This is a genomic window from Stenotrophomonas sp. B2 (genome assembly GCF_014947095.1).
Taxonomy (GTDB): domain Bacteria; phylum Pseudomonadota; class Gammaproteobacteria; order Xanthomonadales; family Xanthomonadaceae; genus Stenotrophomonas; species Stenotrophomonas maltophilia_P.
Map to the genome: position 1 here is coordinate 260,916 of NZ_JADCQA010000005.1, position 21,231 is coordinate 282,146.

At 66.8% G+C, this 21,231-nt stretch carries 14 protein-coding genes; 10 read left to right on the forward strand and 4 right to left on the reverse strand.

Translation table 11 applies throughout. The features are described 5' to 3' along the window. The first annotated feature begins 18 nt into the window (after positions 1-18). The 7 genes from IMX13_RS07945 to IMX13_RS07975 all read left to right on the forward strand — a co-directional run bounded on the left by IMX13_RS07945 (position 19) and on the right by IMX13_RS07975 (position 11,967). Positions 19-3,075, forward strand: coding sequence for a TonB-dependent receptor (locus tag IMX13_RS07945; RefSeq protein ID WP_193396147.1), 3,057 nt, complete (start codon positions 19-21; stop codon positions 3,073-3,075). Positions 3,076-3,252: 177 nt separating this feature from the next. After that, positions 3,253-4,857: a glucoamylase family protein gene (locus tag IMX13_RS07950; RefSeq protein WP_053516886.1), complete on the forward strand. Its 1,605-nt coding sequence runs from the start codon at positions 3,253-3,255 to the stop codon at positions 4,855-4,857. 4 nt (positions 4,858-4,861) lie between these two features. Then, the gene (locus tag IMX13_RS07955) at positions 4,862-6,205 is read left to right on the forward strand and encodes a sugar ABC transporter substrate-binding protein (protein WP_193396148.1); all 1,344 of its coding nucleotides are present in this window, start codon (positions 4,862-4,864) and stop codon (positions 6,203-6,205) included. Next, positions 6,202-7,083 carry a sugar ABC transporter permease gene (locus IMX13_RS07960; protein WP_065175483.1) on the forward strand — a complete coding sequence of 294 codons (882 nt, stop codon included), beginning with the start codon at positions 6,202-6,204 and terminating at the stop codon, positions 7,081-7,083. The genes IMX13_RS07955 and IMX13_RS07960 overlap by 4 nt, the downstream gene beginning before the upstream one ends. Continuing rightward, positions 7,080-7,916 (forward strand): carbohydrate ABC transporter permease, encoded by an 837-nt coding sequence (locus IMX13_RS07965; RefSeq protein WP_053516890.1) that lies wholly within the window; start codon positions 7,080-7,082, stop codon positions 7,914-7,916. Before IMX13_RS07960 ends, IMX13_RS07965 begins: the two co-directional genes overlap by 4 nt. Beyond that, on the forward strand, positions 7,913-11,080 hold the full coding sequence (locus IMX13_RS07970; protein WP_193396149.1) for a discoidin domain-containing protein: 3,168 nt from the start codon (positions 7,913-7,915) through the stop codon (positions 11,078-11,080). Before IMX13_RS07965 ends, IMX13_RS07970 begins: the two co-directional genes overlap by 4 nt. 2 nt (positions 11,081-11,082) lie before the next feature. Next, entirely contained in the window at positions 11,083-11,967 is an 885-nt protein-coding gene (locus IMX13_RS07975) for an endonuclease/exonuclease/phosphatase family protein (RefSeq protein ID WP_053516893.1), read from the forward strand. A 110-nt stretch (positions 11,968-12,077) separates the two neighbouring features. Here IMX13_RS07975 and rne read toward each other — a convergent pair whose 3' ends face one another. Beyond that, entirely contained in the window at positions 12,078-15,308 is a 3,231-nt protein-coding gene (gene rne, locus IMX13_RS07980) for a ribonuclease E (protein WP_193396150.1), read from the reverse strand. 408 nt (positions 15,309-15,716) lie between these two features. On the opposite strand from rne, the gene IMX13_RS07985 reads away from it, so the two are divergent. After that, positions 15,717-16,691, forward strand: a complete 975-nt coding sequence (locus IMX13_RS07985; RefSeq protein ID WP_193396151.1) for an RluA family pseudouridine synthase — start codon at positions 15,717-15,719, stop codon at positions 16,689-16,691. A 355-nt stretch (positions 16,692-17,046) separates the two neighbouring features. On the opposite strand, the gene zupT is transcribed toward IMX13_RS07985, so the two are convergent. The 3 genes from zupT to IMX13_RS08000 all read right to left on the reverse strand — a co-directional run bounded on the left by zupT (position 17,047) and on the right by IMX13_RS08000 (position 18,713). After that, entirely contained in the window at positions 17,047-17,856 is an 810-nt protein-coding gene (gene zupT / locus IMX13_RS07990) for a zinc transporter ZupT (protein ID WP_053516897.1), read from the reverse strand. Between the two features lie 96 nt (positions 17,857-17,952). After that, the gene (locus IMX13_RS07995) at positions 17,953-18,366 is read right to left on the reverse strand and encodes an energy transducer TonB (RefSeq protein WP_053516898.1); all 414 of its coding nucleotides are present in this window, start codon (positions 18,364-18,366) and stop codon (positions 17,953-17,955) included. Continuing rightward, positions 18,363-18,713 (reverse strand): 4a-hydroxytetrahydrobiopterin dehydratase, encoded by a 351-nt coding sequence (locus IMX13_RS08000; RefSeq protein WP_065181954.1) that lies wholly within the window; start codon positions 18,711-18,713, stop codon positions 18,363-18,365. The genes IMX13_RS07995 and IMX13_RS08000 overlap by 4 nt, the downstream gene beginning before the upstream one ends. A gap of 90 nt (positions 18,714-18,803) precedes the next feature. Between IMX13_RS08000 and IMX13_RS08005 the strand changes: the two genes are divergently transcribed. Both IMX13_RS08005 and IMX13_RS08010 read left to right on the forward strand, forming a co-directional pair. After that, positions 18,804-19,403: an NfuA family Fe-S biogenesis protein gene (locus tag IMX13_RS08005; protein WP_065175480.1), complete on the forward strand. Its 600-nt coding sequence runs from the start codon at positions 18,804-18,806 to the stop codon at positions 19,401-19,403. 10 nt (positions 19,404-19,413) lie between these two features. Further along, on the forward strand, positions 19,414-21,174 hold the full coding sequence (locus tag IMX13_RS08010; RefSeq protein ID WP_193396152.1) for a hypothetical protein: 1,761 nt from the start codon (positions 19,414-19,416) through the stop codon (positions 21,172-21,174). Positions 21,175-21,231: the final 57 nt, after the last annotated feature.

Sequence of the window (21,231 nt, forward strand, 5' to 3'; positions counted from 1 at the left end):
CACCCGGAGATTGAGTTGATGATGCATTCCACTATCCGCACGCCGGCGCGCCGGCTGCTGAGCACCGCACTGGTCAGCTGCCTGATGCTGGCCACCGCCCCGAACGCCCTGGCGCAGTCGGCCAACGCCAGCCTGCGCGGCCAGGTTGCCGGCGCACAGGCCGGTTCGGAGGTCACCGCCACCAACGTTGCGACCGGCACCGTGCGCCGCGGCACCGTCCGCGCCGACGGCAGCTACTCGCTGATGGGCCTGGACCCGGGCACCTACGACGTGGTGGCCAACGGCCAGACCCAGAAGGTCACCGTGACCGTGGCCTCCACCGCCACCCTGAACTTCGCTGGCGCTGCCAGCAGTACCCCGGGTTCAACCGCGGCCACCAACCTGGACACCGTCAACGTCGTCGCGCCGACCCTGCTGCAGGAAGTGCGCACGTCCGAAGTCGGCAAGACCGTCAGCCTGCAGCAGATCCAGACCACTCCGCAGGTGTCGCGCAACTTCCTGGAGTTCGCCGATGCGGTGCCGGGCCTGATCTTCACCCGTGATGCGAAGGGCAACACCTCGCTGCGCGGCGGCGCCACCAATGCCGATGGCACCAACGTGTACATCGATGGCGTGGGCCAGAAGAGCTACGTCAAGGGCGGCGGTGTGGCCGGCCAGTCCGGCAGCGCCGGCAACCCCTTCCCGCAGCTGGCCATTGGCGAATACAAGGTCATCAGCGGCAACTACAAGGCCGAGTACGGCCAGGTCTCGAGCGCTGCGGTGACCGCCGCGACCAAGTCCGGCACCAACGAATTCAAGGGTGAGGCGTTCTATCGCTACACCGACGAGGACATGCGCGCCAAGACCCCGGCCGAACGCCAGGGCGGCAAGGACAAGCAGGTGTCGGCCGAGAAGGAATACGGCTTCGCGCTGGGCGGCCCGATCATCCAGGACAAGGCCCACTTCTTCGTAACCTACGAAGCCAAGCGCTTCGACCTGCCGGTCACCATCGCACCGGACGGTGCGGTCACCGGTGCCGCCGGTCTGCTGCCGCCCGCCGGCGCCGCCGGTCTCGGCCCGGCCAGCCAGCCGTTCCAGCAGGACCTGATCTTCGGCAAGATCGACTTCGAGCCGACCGACAACGATCGCATCGAGCTGACCTTCCAGGACCGCGACGAAACGCAGTCGCAGTTCAGTGGCCAGACCTCGCCGGAAGCCGGCCGTGAAGTGGTCAATACCGACCGTCGTTACGCGCTGCGCTGGAACCACAGCGGCGAGCGCTACTACAACGAATTGATGGTCACCCACGAAGATTCGTTCAACAACCCGACCCCGCTGACCCTGGCCAACGGCATCACCTACACCGCGCCGGACGGTCCTGAAGACCGCACGATCGTGAAGATCGGTGGCGCCTCGGCACTGGACTCGCAGGTGAAGGGCCAGAAGGGCTGGTCGATCGAAGACAACCTGACCCTGGATGGCATCCAGTGGGCGGGCGACCACACCATCAAGATGGGCGTGAAGTACAAGCAGATCGACCTGTACGCTTCCGATGCGGCGCAGATCAACCCGACCTTCACCTACACCCTGGGTGATCCGGACTTCCCGGATTCCATTCCGTACAAGGCGCAGTTCGTCAAGCCGGTGACCGGCGTGTCGGGCGTGTCCGGCGAAGTACGCTCCAAGTCCAAGCAGTACGGCGTGTTCATCCAGGACGACTGGCAGGTCAATGACCACCTGCAGCTGAACATCGGCCTGCGCTGGGACTACGAGAAGACCCCGTCCTACCTGGACTTCGTGACACCGCAGCAGGTGGTCGATGCCATCTATTCGCAGGATCCGCGCGCACCCGCCGGCCAGACCTACGCCGATTCGCTGGCGCTGGGCGGCCTGGACATCAGCGACTACATCAGCAACGGTCACAACCGCAAGGCATTCAAGGATGCCTGGCAGCCGCGCCTGGGCTTCTCGTATGACATCAACGCCGACGAGCAGCATGTGATCCACGGTGGTGCCGGCCGTTCCTACGACCGCGACCTGTTCGACAACCTGCAGCTGGAGACCACCAAGCTGGCCCTGCCGCAGCCGACCATCTACTTCCGCAACCCGGCCACCGGGACCTGCATCAACGGTCAGGCCGCCTGCTACGACTGGAATCCGAACCTGCTCAACGGCATCGGCAACCTGCAGGCGCTGGTGGGATCGACCAGCAACGCCGGCCTGGAGGTCGACCTGCTGAACAACAAGCTGAAGGCACCGTACTCGGATCAGTTCAGCCTGGGCATGAGCAACCAGATCGGTGACTGGCTGACCGATGCCACCATCGCCCGCACCCTGAGCTACGACGGTTTCGCCTTCACCCTGGGCAACCGTTACCCGACCGGCCAGTTCTTCGATGATCCGCGCCTGTGCGGCGGTACCGAGCCGGGCCTGAGCCAGGCCTGGAGCTGCAACGTGCCGGGCTTCGGCAGCCTGATCATCGGCCAGCAGGGCATCAAGACCCGCGCCACCCAGGTCCTGCTGTCGGCGCAGAAGCCGTTCACCAAGGAAAGCGGCTGGGGCACCTCGATCGCCTACACCTGGACCACCGCACGCCACAACCGCGACATCAACGAGAAGTACGCGTTCGACCGCGGCCTGATCGGCGATTACCCGACCATCCGTTCCAACGGTGCCCCTCGTCACCGCCTGGTGGTGACCGGTTCGTACGCGGGCTTCTGGGGCATCACCTTCGGCGGCAAGATCACCCTGGCAACGCCGACGGCCGTCAACGACTGGTACCCCGTGCCGCAGGCCAGCGGCTACACCCTGCCGACCCCGCAGGCGGCCGTGCCCAACGCCAACGGCAAGTTCCTGGTGGGTGGCAAGATCTTCGGCTACCGCTCGGTCGACCTGCAGGCGACGAAGACGTTCAAGATGCCGGGTGATACCGAGCTGTACGCTCGTCTGGACATCATCAACGTGTTCGATTTCGACAACTTCTCCACCTACAACTACGTCAAGACCAACGGCAAGCTGCAGGCCAGCTACAACGAGACCGGTGACATCATCGGTACGCCCCGCCAGATCAAGGCGGAAGTGGGCTTCCGCTTCTAAGCGGGTATGCCTGCTGCAGGAGTCGATGCCGCCGGTTCGCCGGCGGCATCGGCAACTGCGATGATCGCGCTGTCAGGCCACGTTCCCGTGGCTTTTTTAAATGTGTGGTTTGTAAACGATTTCAGATCATTGGACGTTATGCTTTCCCATCGATCAGTCCACCGGAGGAACCGCGCCATGCAGGCACGCCACCTGTTGTCCGCCGCAGCGATGACCCTGGCCATCGCCGCCTGCAAGCCGGCCCAGCAGGAGCCCGCCAAACCCCGGCCGCCGGTGATCCTGATCGAGGCCGACGCACCGCCGCGGCCGATGAAGCCGGAACTGCCGCCGCTGTTCGATGACATTGAACGCCGCACCTTCCAGTTTTTCTGGGACACCACCAATGAAGTGAACGGCCTGACACCGGACCGTTATCCGTCACGCCCGTTCGCCAGCATCGCCTCGGTCGGCTTCGCGCTCACCGCCTATCCGATCGGCATCGAGAATGGCTGGGTCAGCCGCAACCAGGCGATCGACCGCACGCTGACGACGCTGAAGTTCTTCCGTGACGTGCCGATGGGCCCGCAGCGCACCGGCAAAGCCGGCTACAAGGGCTTCTACTATCACTTCCTGGACATGCAGGAAGGCCGCCGCTACGACAGCTGGGTCGAACTGTCGTCGGTGGATACCGCGCTGCTGATGATGGGCGTGCTGTTCGCGCAGTCCTATTACGACGGCGATGATCCGCGCGAGAAGGAAATCCGGCAGATTGCCGATACCCTGTACAGGAAGATCGACTGGCCGTGGCTGCAGCAGCGCGCGCCGCTGATCTCGATGGGCTGGTTCCCCGAAAGCGGCTTCATCGACCACGACTGGATGGGCTACAACGAGGCGATGATGGTGTACATCCTTGCCCTCGGCTCGCCCACCCATCCGGTCAGCCCCGACGCATGGACGGTGTGGACCCGGACCTACGACAACGACTGGGGCGTCTACCAGGGCCAGGAATACCTGTCCTTCGGGCCACTGTTCGGCCACCAGTACAGCCATGTCTGGATCGATTTCCGCGATATCCAGGATGCCTACATGCGCGAGCGCGGCAGCACCTACTTCCTCAACAGCCGCTCGGCCGCGTTGGCCCAGCGCGAGTACGCCATCGCCAACCCGATGCAGTGGAAGGAGTACGGTGAGAACGTGTGGGGACTGACCGCCAGCGATGGTCCGCAGAACACCACCCAGGAATATCGCGGCGAGCAGCGCCAGTTCCGCCACTACTCCTCGCGCGGCGCCGGCCTGCGCGAGAACTTCGACGACGGCACCATCGCGCCGACCGCGGCGGTGGCCTCGATCGTGTTCGCCCCGGAGCAGGTCATTCCGGCCACGCTGGAGATGCACAAGCGCTTCGGCGATTACATCTATTCCAGCTACGGCTTCCTGGATTCGTTCAATCCCAGCTTCAGCTACGACATTCCGATCAAGACCGGGCGCCTGGTGCCGGATCGTGGCTGGGTCGCCAGCGACTACATCGCCATCGACCAGGGCCCGATCCTGACCATGATCGCCAATTACCGCAACGACTTCGTGTGGGAAGTCATGAAGAAGAACCCCTACATCCGCAAGGGGCTGGAGCGCGCCGGATTCAGCGGCGGCTGGCTGGCCCCCGAGGGCTCGTTCCAGCCGCTGGAACTGCAGAAGGACGAGAAGGCTGCATCGGCGCGCGCGGTCGGCATCGCCGAGTCACGCGCGGCCGCCGCACAGGAACAGAAGAACAATGCCAACCGCACCACAGGCCAGGGAAAGTAACGCTGTGCAGAACTGGCTCCATCGCATGCGCCGCTGGGCGCTGCCGGCCCTGGCCGCGCTGGTCGTGGCGGGCTGCGCCCGTACCGAACCGGGCACCACCACCCTGCGCTTCTGGGCGATGGGGCGCGAAGCGGAAGTGGTCAGCGAGCTGATCCACGAATTCGAGGCCGAGAATCCCGGCATCAAGGTGGATGTGCAGAACATCCCATGGACCGCGGCGCACGAGAAGCTGCTCACCGCCTTCGCCGCCGATGGCCTGCCCGATGTCTGCCAGCTGGGCAACACCTGGGTTCCCGAATTCGCCGAGCTCGATGCGCTGACGCCACTGCAACCGTTCGTGCAGCGCTCGGCGGTGGTCGACCCGAAGGATTACTTCCAGGGCATCTGGGACACCAACGTGATCCATGGCGAGCTGGTGGGCGTGCCGTGGTACGTCGATACCCGCCTGATCTATTACCGCAAGGACCTGCTGGCCAAGGCCGGTTACGACCACCCGCCACGGACCTGGCAGGAGTGGAACGAGCAGATGGCGGCGATCAAGCGGATGCAGGGGCCGAACCGCTATGCCGTGCTGATGCCGATCAACGAGTTCGAGCAGCAGCTGTCGCTGGCGCTGCAGCAACCCGATCCGCTGCTGCGCGACGACGATACCCGTGGCAACTTCTCCAGCCCGGGCTTCCGCCGCACGCTGGCTTTCTACGCCAACATGTTCGAGCAGGGCTGGGCGCCGAAGATGTCCGAGACGCAGATCTCCAATGTCTGGGATGAATTCTTCCGCGGCTTCAACGTGTTCTACATCTCCGGCCCCTGGAACATCCGCGAGTTCAAGAAGCTGCAGCCGAAGGCGCTGGAAGGGCAGTGGGGCACCGCCGCGTTGCCGGGCCCGGATGGCCCCGGTGCGGGCATCGCCGGCGGTACCAGCCTGGTGATCTTCCGCAAATCGCAGCAGAAGCAAGCCTCCTGGAAGCTGATCGAGTTCCTGTCGCGCCCGGAAATCCAGGCCCGTTTCCATTCGATCATCGGTGATCTGCCGCCGCGTCGCAGTGCCTGGGATGCACCGTCCCTGGCCGGTGATCCGCTGGCGGCGGCGTTCCGCGACCAGCTGGAGCGGGTCAGGCCGACGCCCAAGGTGCTTGAGTGGGAGCGCATCGTGCAGGAAATGCGCATCGTCACCGAAAAGGTGGTGCGCGGCGGGATGCCCCAGGACGACGCCGTGGCCGAGCTGGACCAGCGCGTGGACAAGGTGCTGGCCAAGCGTCGCTGGATGCATGAACAACAACGCCTGCAGGAGCGCGCGCCATCGCCGACGCGTTCAAGCAGCACCCTGGCCGATGGGGGCGCGCAATGAAACGAACTTCGCTGGCCGGATGGATCTTCGCAGGCCCCTCGCTGATCGTGCTGGGGGTGTTCTTCGGCCTGCCGGTCGCCTCGGCGCTGGCGCTCAGCGTCACCGACTTCGACCTGTACGCATTGGCCGACAGCAGCAACCTGCGTTTCGTCGGCCTCGGCAACTACATCGACCTGCTGCAGACGCCGATGTTCTGGAAGTCGCTGTGGAACACCAGCTACTTCGTGCTGATCGGTGTGCCGCTGTCGATCGGTGTGTCACTGGGCGCGGCGATGCTGCTGAACGCGCCTGCCGCGCGTTTCAAGGCGCTGTTCCGCACCGCGCTGTTCGCGCCGGTGGTGACCACGCTGGTGGCGGTGGCGGTGATCTGGCGCTACCTGTTCCATACCAGCTACGGCCTGGTCAACTACGGCCTGGGCCATCTGGGCATCAGCCCGATCGACTGGCTGGGCGATCCGAACTGGGCGATGCCCACCATCATGCTGTTCGCGGTGTGGAAGAACTTCGGCTACAACATGGTGATCTTCCTGGCCGGCCTGCAGGCGATCCCGCATGATCTGTACGAAGCGGCGCGGATCGACGGTGCCTCGCGCTGGAAGCAGTTCCTGCACATCACCCTGCCCATGCTCGGCCCGGTGCTGCTCGTGGTCGGAGTGATCACCGTCTCCGGCTACTTCCAGCTGTTCGCCGAGCCTTACGTGATGACGCGTGGCGACCCGCTGCAGAGCACGGTCAGCGTGCTGTATTTCATGTTCGAGGAAGGCTTCAAGTGGTGGAACCTGGGACGCGCCTCCGCGGTGGCATTCCTGCTGTTCCTGATCATCCTGGCGGTGACCACCGTGATGCTGCGCTTTGGCCGCAGGAGGCAGTTGGTATGAGTCGTGAAATCGGCCAGTCGCGCTGGCATCCGTGGTGGATCAACGGCGCGTTGCTGGTGCTGGCCCTGGTCAGCCTGGCGCCGCTGCTGTGGATGGTCTCGGTCTCGTTCATGCCGCAGGGCGAGGCCAGCCATTTCCCGCCTCCGCTGTTGCCCTCGCAGGTGACCACCCACAACTACCACGAGCTGTTCGCGCGTACCGGCATGGGCGGCAATTTCGCCAACAGCCTGCTGGTGTCGCTGGCGATCACGCTGGGTTCGCTGCTGCTCAATACGATGGCCGGCTATGCGTTCGCCAAGCTGAATTTCGTTGGCCGTGAGCGCCTGTTCCAGGTGTTGATGGCGGCGCTGGTCATTCCCGCCCAGGTGGCGATGCTGCCGCTGTTCCTGCTGATGAAGCAGCTGGGGCTGGTCAACAGCTTCGGTGGCGTGATCGTGCCGGCGCTGGCGAGCGTGTTCGGCATCTTCCTGGTGCGGCAGTACGCGCGGTCGATCCCGGACGAACTGCTGGAGGCCGCGCGCATCGACGGGGCAGGGGAGCTGCGCATCTTCTTCCAGATCGTGCTGCCGATGCTCAAGCCGGTGCTGGTGACCCTGGCGATCTTCACCTTCATGGGCGCATGGAACGATTTCATGTGGCCGCTGATCGTGTTGACCGATCAGGAGCACTACACTTTGCCGGTGGCCCTGGCCACCCTCTCGCGCGAACACATCATGGACGTGGAAATGATGATGGCCGGCGCGGTGGTTACCGTGGTTCCGGTGCTGGCGCTGTTCCTGGTGCTGCAGCGGTACTACATCCAAGGATTGTTGCTGGGGAGCGTGAAGGGATGAAGGGTGCGATCGCCGTTGGACTGGGCCTGTTGTGGACCTCCCTGGCGATCGCCGCCCCTCCGGCGCTGCCGGCGCCGAAGGTGCTGGACGACTTCGACGATGTCAGTGCCTGGAAGCTGGTGCTGTCCGACCAGGTCAGCGGCTCGCTGCGCCCGGTCAGCGGCGCGGGTGGCGGCCGCGCGCTGTGCCTGGATTACGACTTCCACAACGTATCGGGCTACGTCGGCATCCGTCGCGCGCTGACGGTCGAGTATCCGGTCAACTACCGCTTCGGCTTCCAGCTGCGCGGTGATTCACCGGCCAATGATCTGCAGTTCAAGCTGATCGACGCCAGCGGTGACAACGTGTGGTGGGTCAACCGCCCCGGTTACAGTTTTCCCAGGTCGTGGACGCCGGTCGAGTACCGGCGTCGGCAGATCGACAAGGCGTGGGGGCCGTCGCCGGAGAAGGAAATGGCGCGCAGCGCCGCAGTCGAGTTCACGATCTACAGCAAGGTCGGCGGACGCGGCACGGTGTGCTTCGACAGACTGACCCTGCAGGGCCTTCCCGCACGGGACGAATCGCCGCTGCGGCCGGAGGTGATTGCCGACACCGCCACGGCGCTGCAGGACCGGATGGTGGACGGCAAGAGCGATACCTTCTGGATCAGCGGTGGGGTGAAGCAGCAGACCATCAGCCTGGACCTGCACAAGAGCCGCGAGATCGGCGGCGCGGTGATCGACTGGCTGCCGGACCTGCAGGCGACCCGCTACACCGTGCGCACGTCCGTGGACGGACGCGACTGGCGCACGGCACGCGAAGTGACCGCCGGTGGGGGTGGCCGTGACTGGCTGGCGCTGCCGGATACCGATGCACGCTATGTGCGCTTCGACCTGCAGGCAGGTCCGAACTGGCGCTATGGCATCCGTGACATCACGCTCAAGCCGCTGGACTTCGCAGCCACGCCCAATGCATTCCTGTCGTCGGTTGCGGCTGACCTCCCACGCGGTGCGGTACCGCGCGCGTTCGTGGGCGAACAGCCGTACTGGACCCTGCTGGGTCTGGATGGCGGCCAGCAACAGGCGCTGATCAGCGAAGACGGTGCGCTGGAGCCTGCCAAGGGCAGCTTCAGCATCGAGCCGTTCGTCCGCCTGGATGGCAAGCTGATCGCCTGGAGCGATGTGGCCATCACCCAGTCGCTGCAGGATCGCTACCTGCCCATCGCCAATGTCGACTGGGTGCATGAGAAGGTGGGGCTGGCGGTCACCGGATTCGTGCAGGGCACGCCCGAGCGTGCGCAGCTGATCGGTCGCTACCGCCTGAGCAATCCGGACAAGGTGGCCCACGAGTACACGCTGGCGTTGGCCATCCGCCCCTGGCAGGTCAATCCGCCAACCCAGTTCCTCAACACCACCGGCGGCTTCAGCCGCATCGACAGCCTCGACGTCGGCGAGCAGCTGGTCCGCATCAATGGCGAGCCACGCATCTACCCGCTGCAGGTACCTGATGCGCGTTTTGCCACCTCTTTCGACGGCAAGCTCGATGCCATGCACCTCGCCTCGGGCAAGCTGCCGGCGACGACCACGGTGAAGGACAGCACCGGCATGGCGTCGGGCGCGCTGCTGTACACGATCACCCTGGAACCCGGGCAAAGCCGCGAAGTGGCGGTGGTACTGCCGCAGACCGGTGGCTGGGCGCCGCAGGCCGTGGACGTGGCAAAGGCGCAGCAGCAGGTTGCCGACATGTGGCGTGCCAAGCTCGGCGTGGTGTCGCTGCAGGTTCCGAAGGCGGGCCAGCCGATGGTCGACACGCTGCGCACCGCGGTAGCGCACATGCTGATCTCGCGCGTCGGGCCAAGCCTGCAGCCGGGCACGCGCTCGTATGCGCGCAGCTGGATCCGCGACGGCGCGATGATCTCCGAAGGGTTGCTGCGCATGGGCCGCAGCGACGCGGTGCGTGACTACCTCAACTGGTATGCGCCGTTCCAGTTCGAGAATGGCAAGGTGCCGTGCTGCGTCGACGCACGTGGCAGCGACCCGGTGCCGGAGAATGACAGCCATGGTGAGTTGATCTACAACATCGCCGAGTATGGCCGCTACACCGGCGACAGCACGTTCATGGAACTGATGTGGCCGCATGTGCAGGGGGCCTATCAGTACATGGAGCAGCTGCGTGCCAGCGAGCGCACCGAGGAGAACCGTGCACGCAACCCGGCCTTCTACGGGATGATGCCGGCCTCGATCAGCCACGAAGGTTACTCGGCCAAGCCGATGCATTCGTACTGGGACAACTTCTGGGCGCTGCGTGGCTACAAGGACGCTGCGCTGCTGGCGACGCAACTGGGAAAGGTGGAGGCGATGCAGATCGCCGAGTCACGCGATCAGTTCCGCGACGACCTGCAGGCATCGCTGCTGTCGGCCATGCAGCAGCACAGCATCGATTACCTGCCGGGCTCGGCCGAGCTGGGCGATTTCGACGCGACATCGACGACCATCGCACTGGCGCCCGGGGGCGAGCAGGGCCGGCTTCCGCAGCAGGCCCTGGAAGCAACCTTCGAGCGTTACTGGAAGGAATTCGTCGCGCGTCGCGATGGCAAGCGCGAATGGAAAGACTACACGCCGTATGAGTGGCGCAACGTCGCCGCCTTCGTGCGCCTGGGCTGGCGCGACCGCGCCTGGCAGGCGACCGAGTTCTTCTTCAAGGACCGTGCCCCGCAGGCATGGAACCAATGGGCGGAAGTGGTCTCGCGGACACCGCGCAAGCCGTTCTTCGTCGGCGACCTGCCGCATGCATGGGTCGCGTCGGATTTCGTGCGCTCGGCGCTGGACATGTTCGCCTATAGCCGCGACATGGATGAGTCACTGGTGCTGGCCGGCGGCGTTCCAACGGCCTGGCTGCAGGGTGAGGGCATCGCGGTGCAGGGCCTGCGTACGCCGCAGGGGCAGTTGAACTACCGGTTGCGGCGCAGTGACAAGCTGCTGGTGCTGGAGGTGCAGCCCGGCCTGGTGCCACCGGCTGGAGGCGTCGTGCTTCCGTGGCCCTATGCGGGCGAACCGGGTGACGCCACCATCAATGGTGCGCCGGGTGAATGGATCGACCGCGAACTGCATGTGCACGAACTGCCGGCCCGCGTCGAGATCGAAGTGCCGGCGGCAGTGCGTCGCTCCGAGCGCAAGGGACAGTAAGCATGGGTAGGAAGGCATGGCGTGCGCGCGCGGCAGCGTGCGCACTGGGCATGGCGATCGCGCTGGCGCTGCCTGCCGCGGCGATGGCGGACGTACCACCGGCGGACGATGGGGACGCAGCCGCGCGCGCGCCTGGCATGGGCATGGTCACCTTCAACCTGCACCACGACCGCGAGGACTGGCCCAGCCGGCGTCGTACCATCCTGGCAGAACTCAAGCGCCTGCAACCTGATGCCATCGCGCTGCAGGAAGTGATCCAGCGGCGCAACGTGCGCAACCAGGCGCAATGGCTCGCCAGCCAGCTGGGCTACCGATACGTGTTCGTGTCCACCGATCCGGTCGGCGCGCCCAAGCGCTACGGCAACGCACTGTTGACGCGACAGCCGATCCTCGCCCAGGGCGAGCACCTGCTGCTGCCGCTGGACGACTACCGCACCGTGGCGCACCTGCGCATCGAGGTGGAGGGGCGGCCAGTCAACCTCTATGCAACCCATCTCAATGAGCGCAGCGATGAAAGCGGCAAGCGCATCCGGCGGACGCAGGTGGAAGATCTGCTGCGCTTCATCGCCGCAACGTCGGATGGCGCGCCGGTGGTGATCGCAGGCGACTTCAACGCACTGGTCGATGCGGGTGACCTGAGCGAGCTGCGCAGCCACTATGGCGACAGCTATGGCAGCGTGCATGTGAACACCGACCTGGCGGCTGTCAGCACCCTCAACCGGCATTACTACCAGGCGCCCTCGCGGATCGATCACATCTTCTTCCAGCAGGATCAGCTGGTTGCACGGGAGGCCAGGCTTCTGTTCGACCAGCCGGATGACAGCGGGCGCTGGGCTTCGGATCATTACGGCGTCTGGACGCGATTGCAGTTCGCGCCGAAACCCTGAAGAACGACCCAGCAGCCTATCCCGGTCGGCACGATACAGCCGGATGCACAAACAGAAACGGCGGGGATCATCGATCCCCGCCGTTCTGCTGTCACCCGATCAACGAGCGGTCAGTTGGCCGGCGGCGTGCGCTTGGCGGCCTCGTCGTCCTCTTCGTCAGCCTTGGCTTCGGCCGCCTGGGCGGCAGCATCGGCATGGCCATCCGCGACCGGGTCGAGGGTCGGCGTCACGACGGCATCGGCGACCGGCGCAGGGGCGTCCACCGGCGGGGCTTCCACGGCTACTGGTGCGACCGGGGCTTCGGCAACCACGACAGGTTCGACGACCGGCTTCACTTCAACCACCGGGGCAGCCTCAACGGCCACCGGCGCGGTATCAGGCACGGGCGCTGCCTCAACAGCCGCCGGCTTCGATTCCACGACGGGTGCAGGCTCGACCACGACCGGCTTCACGTCCACCACAGGGGCCGCTTCGGCCACTACCGGCGTTGCTTCGATCACCGGTGCGGCGTCCGCCGACGGGGTTGCCGCCGCCACGGGCTGTGCGGGTGTCGCGGCGTCGATGGCGTCGAGCATGCTGGTCTGCACCGGCGAGGGCGCCGGTTCTGCCTTGGCAGCGGTCTCGACCGGTGCCGGAGGCGCGGCGGTCACCGGCGCGGCGGCTTCAACCACGGCGCTGCTGACCACGGCGGCCGGTGCGGCGGCGACAGCGGCCGCAACGCGGGCCGGCTTCTCGCCTTCGACGATGGACGGCTCGGCGTCGTCATCGAAGTCGAACTCCGGCTGCGAGCGGGCGGGCTGGGTGGCTGCAACCGGTGCTGACCCGGCAGCGTGGTCGACACGCGGCTCGGCGCTGTCGGTGCTGTCGGCGTCATCGCCTTCGTCACCGTCATCCTGGTCTTCGCCCAGCGGATCGGTGCCGGCCGCATTCTCGGCGCCACCACGGCGGCGGCGACGGCCACCACGACGACCACGACGACGGCGGGTCGCGCCTTCGCCGGCCTGCTCGCCCGTGGTGTCGGCAGGTGCCTCTTCGCCCGTCACGGCAGCGGCGTCACCTTCAACGGCGGTGACAGGCGCGACTTCGGCCGGCGCCGCGGTTTCGACCGGCGGCTGTGCGACCACCGCCGCGACCGGCGCCGTAGCCTCCCGCGCGGTCACCGCAGCAGCGGTGATGGCACTGGCCGCCACCGCAGCGGACGCCGTCGCCGTGTCGGTCTGGGCTTCTGCGGCACCACGCTGCGGCTTCTCGGCCGGCTTGTCGCCGTCCTGCTGCGGACGTGGCTGCTTCGGCTGCTTGAGCTTCGGCTGCTGCTGCGGGTTCTGGCCCTGCTGCTCGTTGCGCGGCTTGTTCTGCTGCTGCGGCTGCTGGCCGTCCTTCTGCTTGCCCTGCGGCTGGCCGTTGCCGTTCGGGTTGCCATTGCCGCCCTGACGACCGTCCTTGCGCTGTTCGCCGCGATCCTTGCGGTTGCCGCCCTCCTTCTGCTGCTGCGCATTGCCGTTGCCGCGATTGTCGTCGCGACGGTCCTTGCGGTCCTTGTTGCGATCCTTGTTGCGCTCCCTGCGGCCACCGTCCTGCTGCGGCTGGCGGGCGGCCGGCGGCGCCGGGGCGGGTGCCGGCTCACCACCGAACACGCGCTTGATCCAACCGATCACGCCACCGCCGGTCGACGGGGCGGCGGGCGCAGCCACCACCGGCGCGGGTGCCGCGGCAGCCGGCTCCACTTCCTCACGCACCGGGGCGGGGGAGGTGTGCTTGACCTGGGTCACCACCGGCGGCGGGATGTTCAGCTGGCCCTTGGTGAGGGCGTGCACAGGCAGCTTGCGCGGAGTGCCACGCTGGTAGCTCGGACGGCTGCTTTCCTCGCCCAGTTCGTTCTCACGCAGGCGGGTGACCGTGTAGTGCGGGGTGTGCAGCTGCTCGTCGGCGACGATCACGATCGGCGCTTCATGGCGCTGTTCGATTTCGCGCAGCGCGCTGCGCTTCTCGTTCAGCAGGTAATTGGCGATCTCCACCGGCGCCTGCACCAGCACCTGCCCGGTGTTCTCCTTCATCGCGTGCTCTTCGGCCACGCGGATGATCGACAGCGACAGCGACTCGACGCTGCGCATGCGGCCGTGGCCATCACAGCGCGGGCAGACGATCTGGCTCGATTCGCCCAGGCTCGGGCGCAGGCGCTGGCGGCTCATTTCCAGCAGGCCGAAGCGCGAGATGCGGCCGACCTGAACGCGTGCGCGGTCGTACTTCAGCGCGTTGGCCAGGCGGTTCTCGACCTCGCGCTGATGCTTGTTGGAGGACATGTCGATGAAGTCGATCACCACCAGGCCGCCCAGATCGCGCAGGCGCAGCTGGCGGGCCACTTCCTCGGCCGCTTCCAGATTGGTCTGGAAGGCGGTGTCCTCGATGTCGCTGCCCTTGGTCGCGCGCGAGGAGTTCACGTCGACGGCGGTCAGTGCTTCGGTCTGGTCGACCACGATCGAGCCGCCCGACGGCAGGCGCACGTTGCGCTCGTAGGCGCCTTCGATCTGCGATTCGATCTGGAAGCGGTTGAACAGCGGGATGTCGTCCTTGTAATGCTTGAGCTTGCGCAGGGTCTGCGGCATCACCTGCTGCATGAACTCCTTGGCGTGCTCGTACATCTCCTCGGTGTCCACCAGGATCTCGCCGATGTCGGCGCGCAGGTAGTCACGCAGGGCGCGCACGATCAGGCGCGATTCCTGGTAGATCAGGAACGGGGCCGGCTTGCTCAGCGCCGCCTCGGCGATCGCCCGCCAGACGCTGAGCAGGTAGTCCAGATCCCACTGCAGCTCTTCCGCATCGCGGCCGACGCCGGCGGTACGGATGATCACGCCCATGTCGTCGGGAATGTTCAGCTTGTCCAGTGCGTCCTTCAGGGCAGCCCGGTCTTCGCCCTCGATGCGGCGCGAGACGCCGCCGGCACTTGGCGAGTTCGGCATCAGCACCATGTAGCGGCCGGCCAGGGAGATGAACGTGGTCAGGGCGGCGCCCTTGTTGCCACGCTCTTCCTTGTCGACCTGAACCACCACTTCCTGGCCTTCCTTGAGCAGCTCGCGGATGCCGGCCTTGTTGTGGTCGACACCGGCCTGGAAGTAGTCGCGGGAGATTTCCTTCAGCGGCAGGAAGCCATGGCGGCCACCGCCATATTCGACGAAGGCGGCTTCCAGCGAGGGCTCGATGCGGAAGATCCGGCCCTTGTAGATGTTGGACTTCTTCTGTTCCTTCGACGGCTGCTCGATGTCGATGTCATACAACGACTGGCCATCCACGATGGCAACACGCAGCTCTTCAGCCTGCGTGGCGTTGATCAGCATTCGCTTCATTGTTGCGTTCCTCGCAAGCGGCTACCGCGCGGAACGCCATGGGGTTTCGCCTCTGGATACGGCTCGCCCCCCATTCGCGCAAGCGCGGGGAGGGGGGCTTGGGTTTCCAGCGCTACGACACCACGGCAGGCCGCGGGAGCGCTTCACTCATATGGTTTTTGGGGTGTTGCAGGGCCGCAGGCAGCTGTCAGCCAGGCTGGAGCGCCACGCGGGACATGTTCAGCACGGTTGCGTGTCAGGCATCCGGCGATGGCCGGGAAGGCCGGTGAGCCGCTAACATGGCCGCCCCGCGGGCGGTGGTCGCGCACTGTGCCGGATTCGTCGGAAGCTGGGCTTCTGGCCCTGAGTAACTTCCAACGAAATCAATCCCTTATCTCGCCCCCCGAGTGTAACAGAATAAACAGCCTGATGACCGCCCAAGACCCCACCAAGCCAGCTGGCGACAAGCCATCCGTGCGCATGATCACCGTTCCCGCCGACCGCGCCGGCCAGCGCCTGGATAATTTCCTGCTCGGCCAGCTGAAAGGGGCCCCGCGCAGCCTGGTCTACAAGCTGGTGCGCAGCGGTCAGGTGCGGGTCAATGGCGGCCGCGCCAAGGCCGAGCGCAAGCTGGAGGCGGGCGACGAGGTGCGGGTGCCGCCGGTTCGTCTCACCGAGGAGGGAGACAAGGCTGGCCCTCCCGAGTCGTTCATGCGCCGTCTGGAACAGGCCATCGTCTTCGAGGACGCACGGCTGCTGGCGCTGAACAAACCCTCGGGCGTGGCCAGTCATGGCGGCAGCGGGATCAGCTTCGGCGCTATCGAGACCCTGCGCGCCCTGCGCCCGGGCCAGACGCTGGAACTGGTCCACCGTCTCGACCGCGATACGTCGGGCCTGCTGGTGGTGGCCAAGAAGCGCTCGGCGCTGAGCGAGCTGCAGGCGCTGCTGCGTGAAGACCATGGCGCCGGCATCCGCAAGCGTTACCTGACCCTGCTGACCGGGCGCATGCCCGACGGGGTGATGACGGTGGACGCGCCGCTGCACGTGGGCCTGCGCCAGGGCGGTGAGCGACATGTCCAGGTCAATGCGATCGGCAAGGAATCGATCAGTCATTTCCGCGTGCTGGAGCGGCGTGGGGGCCATTCCTATTGCGAGGTGCGCATCGAGACCGGTCGGACCCATCAGATCCGGGTGCACGCCCAGCATCTGGGGCATGCGGTGGCCGGTGACGACAAGTACGGCGATCCTGCGGTGAACAAGCGGCTTCGTGAGCAGATCGGCCTGAAGCGGTTGTTCCTGCACGCGGCCTCGCTGGAGTTCGCGCTGGACGACGGCAAGGCCCCCTACGTGCTGAACGCTCCGCTGGCGGATGAGTTGGTCGAGGCGCTGGACCGCCTGCGCTGACGGCGGTTCGGCGGCGCCGGGCGCTTGGTCGGCACCGTCGCTTCCCTGCGATGAGTGGGCTTGTCACTTTCTTTGCTCGTGCAAAGAAAGTAGCCAAAGAAACACGCCGCCATCCGCGGCGGCGCTGCGCTCCTCGGCTCGCTACAAGGCGGACCTGACAGCCGCAGCGTAGACCCATACCCGCACGCAGCCCTTGTAGAGTCGAGCCACGCTCGACTCACGCGCGCAGCGCGGGCTTCCTTTTTCATTCTTTCATCGCGCGGCTGGCACGCCTATAGCCTGTCAGAGCCCGGCCCACCCCCGGGATCTCGCTCCGCCAGCCGCGAGGAGGCTCAGCCCGTTGGCCGCAACCCGCTCACCACTTGAACAGCACCAGGCTGACCGCCAGCGTTCCCATGCCTGCAACCAGGCCGTACACCGTTTCGTGACCCTTGGCGTAGCGCTTGGCCGCCGGCAGCAGTTCATCCAAGGCCAGGAACACCATCACGCCGGCGATCAGGCCGAACACCCAGCCGAACGTGGCGTGCGACAGCGATCCGGACAGCAGCCAGTAGCCCAGCATGGCCCCCACCGGCTCGGCCAGGCCTGACAGCAGGCTGGCGCCGAACGCATAGAACTTGTTCTGGGTGGCGAAGTACACCGGGACCGCGATTGCGATGCCCTCGGGAATGTTGTGGATGGCGATGGCGAAGGCCAGCGGCATGCCCACCGACGGGCTTTCCAGCGTAGCGAAGAAGGTCGCCAGCCCTTCCGGGAAATTGTGTGCGGTGATCGCCACCGAGGTCAGCAGCGCGACCCGCTTCAGGTACTCGCGGCTGTTCTCGCGGAACGCAGGGTCCTGCTTGTCCAGGCTGTCGTGCGGATTGGGAATGAAGTGATCGATCAGCACGATCACGATCACACCGGCCAGGAACGCCAGCGTGCCGTAGGTGAAGCCGGTGCGCTCGCCATAGGCCAGGGCGAACGACGCGATGGACTTGTTGAGGATCTCCGACAGCGACACGTAGACCATCGCGCCGCCGGCGAAGGCCAGGCCGAACGCCAGCAGGCGCGGGTTGGGGCGGCGCGAGAACAGCACCAGCAGGCTGCCGATGGCGGTCGCCAGGCCGGCCGCGAGGGTGACCGCCAGCGCGATCCAGATGTTTTCGGGGGGGATCTGCAGCATGTACCGACGCGGTCCTGGTCAACAGACAACCGCCCCGGGCACTGCCGGGGCGGCAAGGGCGAGGCGGGCGTCGGCTGGCCTCGTCATGGTGCGCGGTCAGCCGCCGCGGCGCAGGCGCTCTTCCACCGCGAAACACTGGTCCGGCTTCGGCTGCGGCGGGTTGAAGCTGACCGGCACCTGGATGGTGGCGGGCACGGCCTGGCCATTGCGGGTGGCGGCCTTGAACTGCCAGCCCTGCACGGCATTCCTGGCCAGCTCATCCAGCTGCGGGTTGCCCGCGCCGCTCAGCAGGGTCACTTCGCTGGGCTTGCCGTCGGTGCCGATGGTCACCTTGAAGGTGCTGGTGCCGCCTGTACCGGTACAGGCCAGCTCGAGCGGGTACTGCGGTGGCGGCGTCTTCACCGCAGCCACCTCGGTCGGCGGCGGCACGGGCGGCGACGGCTCGGAGGCGCCACAGCCGGCGAGGCCGGTCACAGCGATCAGGGACAGGCTCAGCACTCGCACATTCATGGCAGTTGCTCCGTGAGGGCCGATGTCTTGGCCGCGCAGATGAAGTCGTTCTCGCTCAGGCCGCCGACGTCGTGGGTCGAATAGCGCACCACGGCGCGGTCGTAGTGCACGCCCAGGTCCGGGTGGTGATCCTCGTGGTGGGCGATCCAGGCCAGTGCATTCACAAAGGCCATGGTGGCGTAGTAGTCCTTGAAGCGGAAGGTGCGCAGCAGCGCCTGGCCGCCTTCGGTCAGTTCCCAGCCGGGAATCTGCGGCAGCAGCTCGGCCAGGCGGGCCTCGCCCAGCTTGTGGTCGCTGCCTTTGCGCGGCACGCAACGGGCCTGGGCCAGTGGAATCAGGTCGGCCATGGGAATCTCCACCTCGTGTTGACTGAACAATGCGCCGGACGGTGTATAAACCGAATGAGCGGTTGACACTTACTTGGCTAGAATAGCCTGATGATCCAGATCTCCGACACTGCCCAGACCCATTTCCGCAAGCTGATCGAACGCGAGGGCGCGCCCGGCATGGGCGTACGCCTGAGCGCGGTTGATCCCGGCACTCCGCGTGCCGATGCGCGGCTGGAATTCGCCGAACCCTCGGACCTGCACGGCGACGAGTGGGCCGTGGACTGCGACGGGTTCACCCTGTATGTCGACGCCGGCAGCGTCGGCTGGCTCGATGGCGCGGAGATCGACATCGTGGCTGGCGCGGCAGGTGCCCAGCAGTTGACCATCAAGGCGCCGCGCATCAAGGGCGAAGCGCCCGGGGAGGCCGCTTCGCTGGTCGAGCGTGTGCACTGGGTGGTGGAGAATGAAATCAATCCACAGCTCGCCTCCCATGGCGGCAAGGTCGCAGTGCAGGAAGTCTCGGCCGAGGGCGTGGTGCTGCTGCGTTTCGGTGGTGGCTGCCAGGGCTGTGGCATGGCCGATGTGACCCTCAAGCAGGGCATCGAAAAGACCTTGATGGGCCGGGTGCCCGGCGTGACCGCAGTGCGCGACGCGACCGACCACGACAGCGGCCACGCACCGTACATCCCGCGCGGCAACGCCGCCTGATCGCCGACGCGTGCCTCTGCCCAGAGCCGAGCAACTCATCGACCTGCTGCTGGCGCGCCAGCAGCAACCGATCATCCTGGAGAAGAACACGCGCCTGCCTTATGGCTGGGCGCTGTGGCTGCGCTCGCTGAGCCCGTTGCCACGCCCGTTCCATGCGCGCGAGGTGATCGCGGTGCTGCTGCCCAGGCCTCTGCCGGGACGCCCCGGGACGCTGCCGGCGCTGCCCCGCTGGCAGGCGCTGCGGCGCCTGTTGTGGCAGGACTGGGAGCCGGCGCCGCGTGACCAGCGCTGGATGCGCTGGACGTCGGCCGTCGCCAGTGCATTGCTGCACCTGCTGTTCTTCCTGCTGCTGCTGTGGGTGGCGGTGATCCGCACCTCGGTGCCCGCCGAGCAGGGATCCGACGGTGAGCGCGTGCAGATCGAGTTTGTCGGCCGCGCCAGCCAGGAGGGCGGAGGCGACCAGCCCGGCGCCGAATCGGCTGCAGCAGCTGCAGCCGGCCGCACGGGTGCAGGAGACGCGGCAGGATCGGCAACTGCGCCGCAGCCGCGACCGGTCGCGGCGCGCCCGCAGCCATCCCCTGCTGCGGCCCCCGCTGCCGCCAGTACGCCTCCGCAAGCCGTGCCGACCGAGCCGGCCCCACCGGCCACGCCGCCGCCTTCGCCGGTCCAGGCGACCGACGTGGCGCAGGCCACGACCGATTTCGTGGTGCCGCCGGTCAGCCTGCCGCGCACCGAAGTGAGCATCGTGCCGCGCGACACAACGCCCAGCGTACGCGAGCGCAGCGTGCAGCCGCTGGAGGCGCCGCCCACACCGCAAGCGCTGCGCACACCGGATGTGCAGGTGAGGGTGCCGCAGATCCGCCAGCCGCAGGTGCAGGAACGTGAGGTGGCCATCGTGGAGACACCCGTCGTGGCTCCGGCGGTGCGCGCAGCGGAAGTACCGATCCGCGTTCCGCAGCAGGATGTGCAGGTGCGCGAACGCGAAGTGCAGGCGGTTGTCGATCCGCAGGTGCGGATGGCGCCGATCGCAGGCCGTGAGCCTGCAGTACGGGCGCCCGCGGGCCGCGACGTGCAGGTGCGCGAACGTGAGGTGGCGTCTGCACCGGTCGCTTCGCCTGCGCCTTCCAGTGGCAGTGCCGCAACCTCCGCCCCCGCAGCCCAGGGCAGCGCGGCTGCGGTGAGCAGTCCCGCGGCGCGCCCATCAGCCGCCGCCACGACACCGGCACAGGCCGGTGCCCGCCCGACGCCGACCCCGGGCAACTGGGCTACGCCGGCCCGGGGCGACGACTGGGGGGCCTCGGATCGCACTCGTGATGGCGCCCGCAGCGGCGCCGCGCAGGCGAGCAGCGCGGGCCGGGGCAACGGCCTGTTCAACGCCGACGGCAGCGTGCGTGTACCGGGGCAGGACGGCCCCGGCAATGCGGAGCGTGGCGCTCCCGGGGGGGACAACGACGGCTGGAGCAAGGAACGCATCGCCCAGTCGGGGACATGGCTGAAGCGACCGCCCTACGACTACACGCCCACCTCGTTCGACAAATACTGGGTGCCGCAGGAGTCGCTGCTGGCCGAGTGGGTGCGCAAGGGCGTCAAGGCGATGGAGATTCCGCTTCCCGGCACCAGCACCCGGATTTCCTGCGTCATCTCCATTCTGCAGGCGGGTGGCGGCTGCGGCCTGACCGACCCGAACATGCAGGACCAGCCGGCCGTGGCCCGGCCGCCGCCGGATATCCCGTTCAAGAAGGAACTGCAGGAAGACAATGGGAGCCGCTAGCGGCTCCCATTGTCCACGCATGTTTCCTTATCCCCGCGCCGTTGGCGCGCCCCCTTT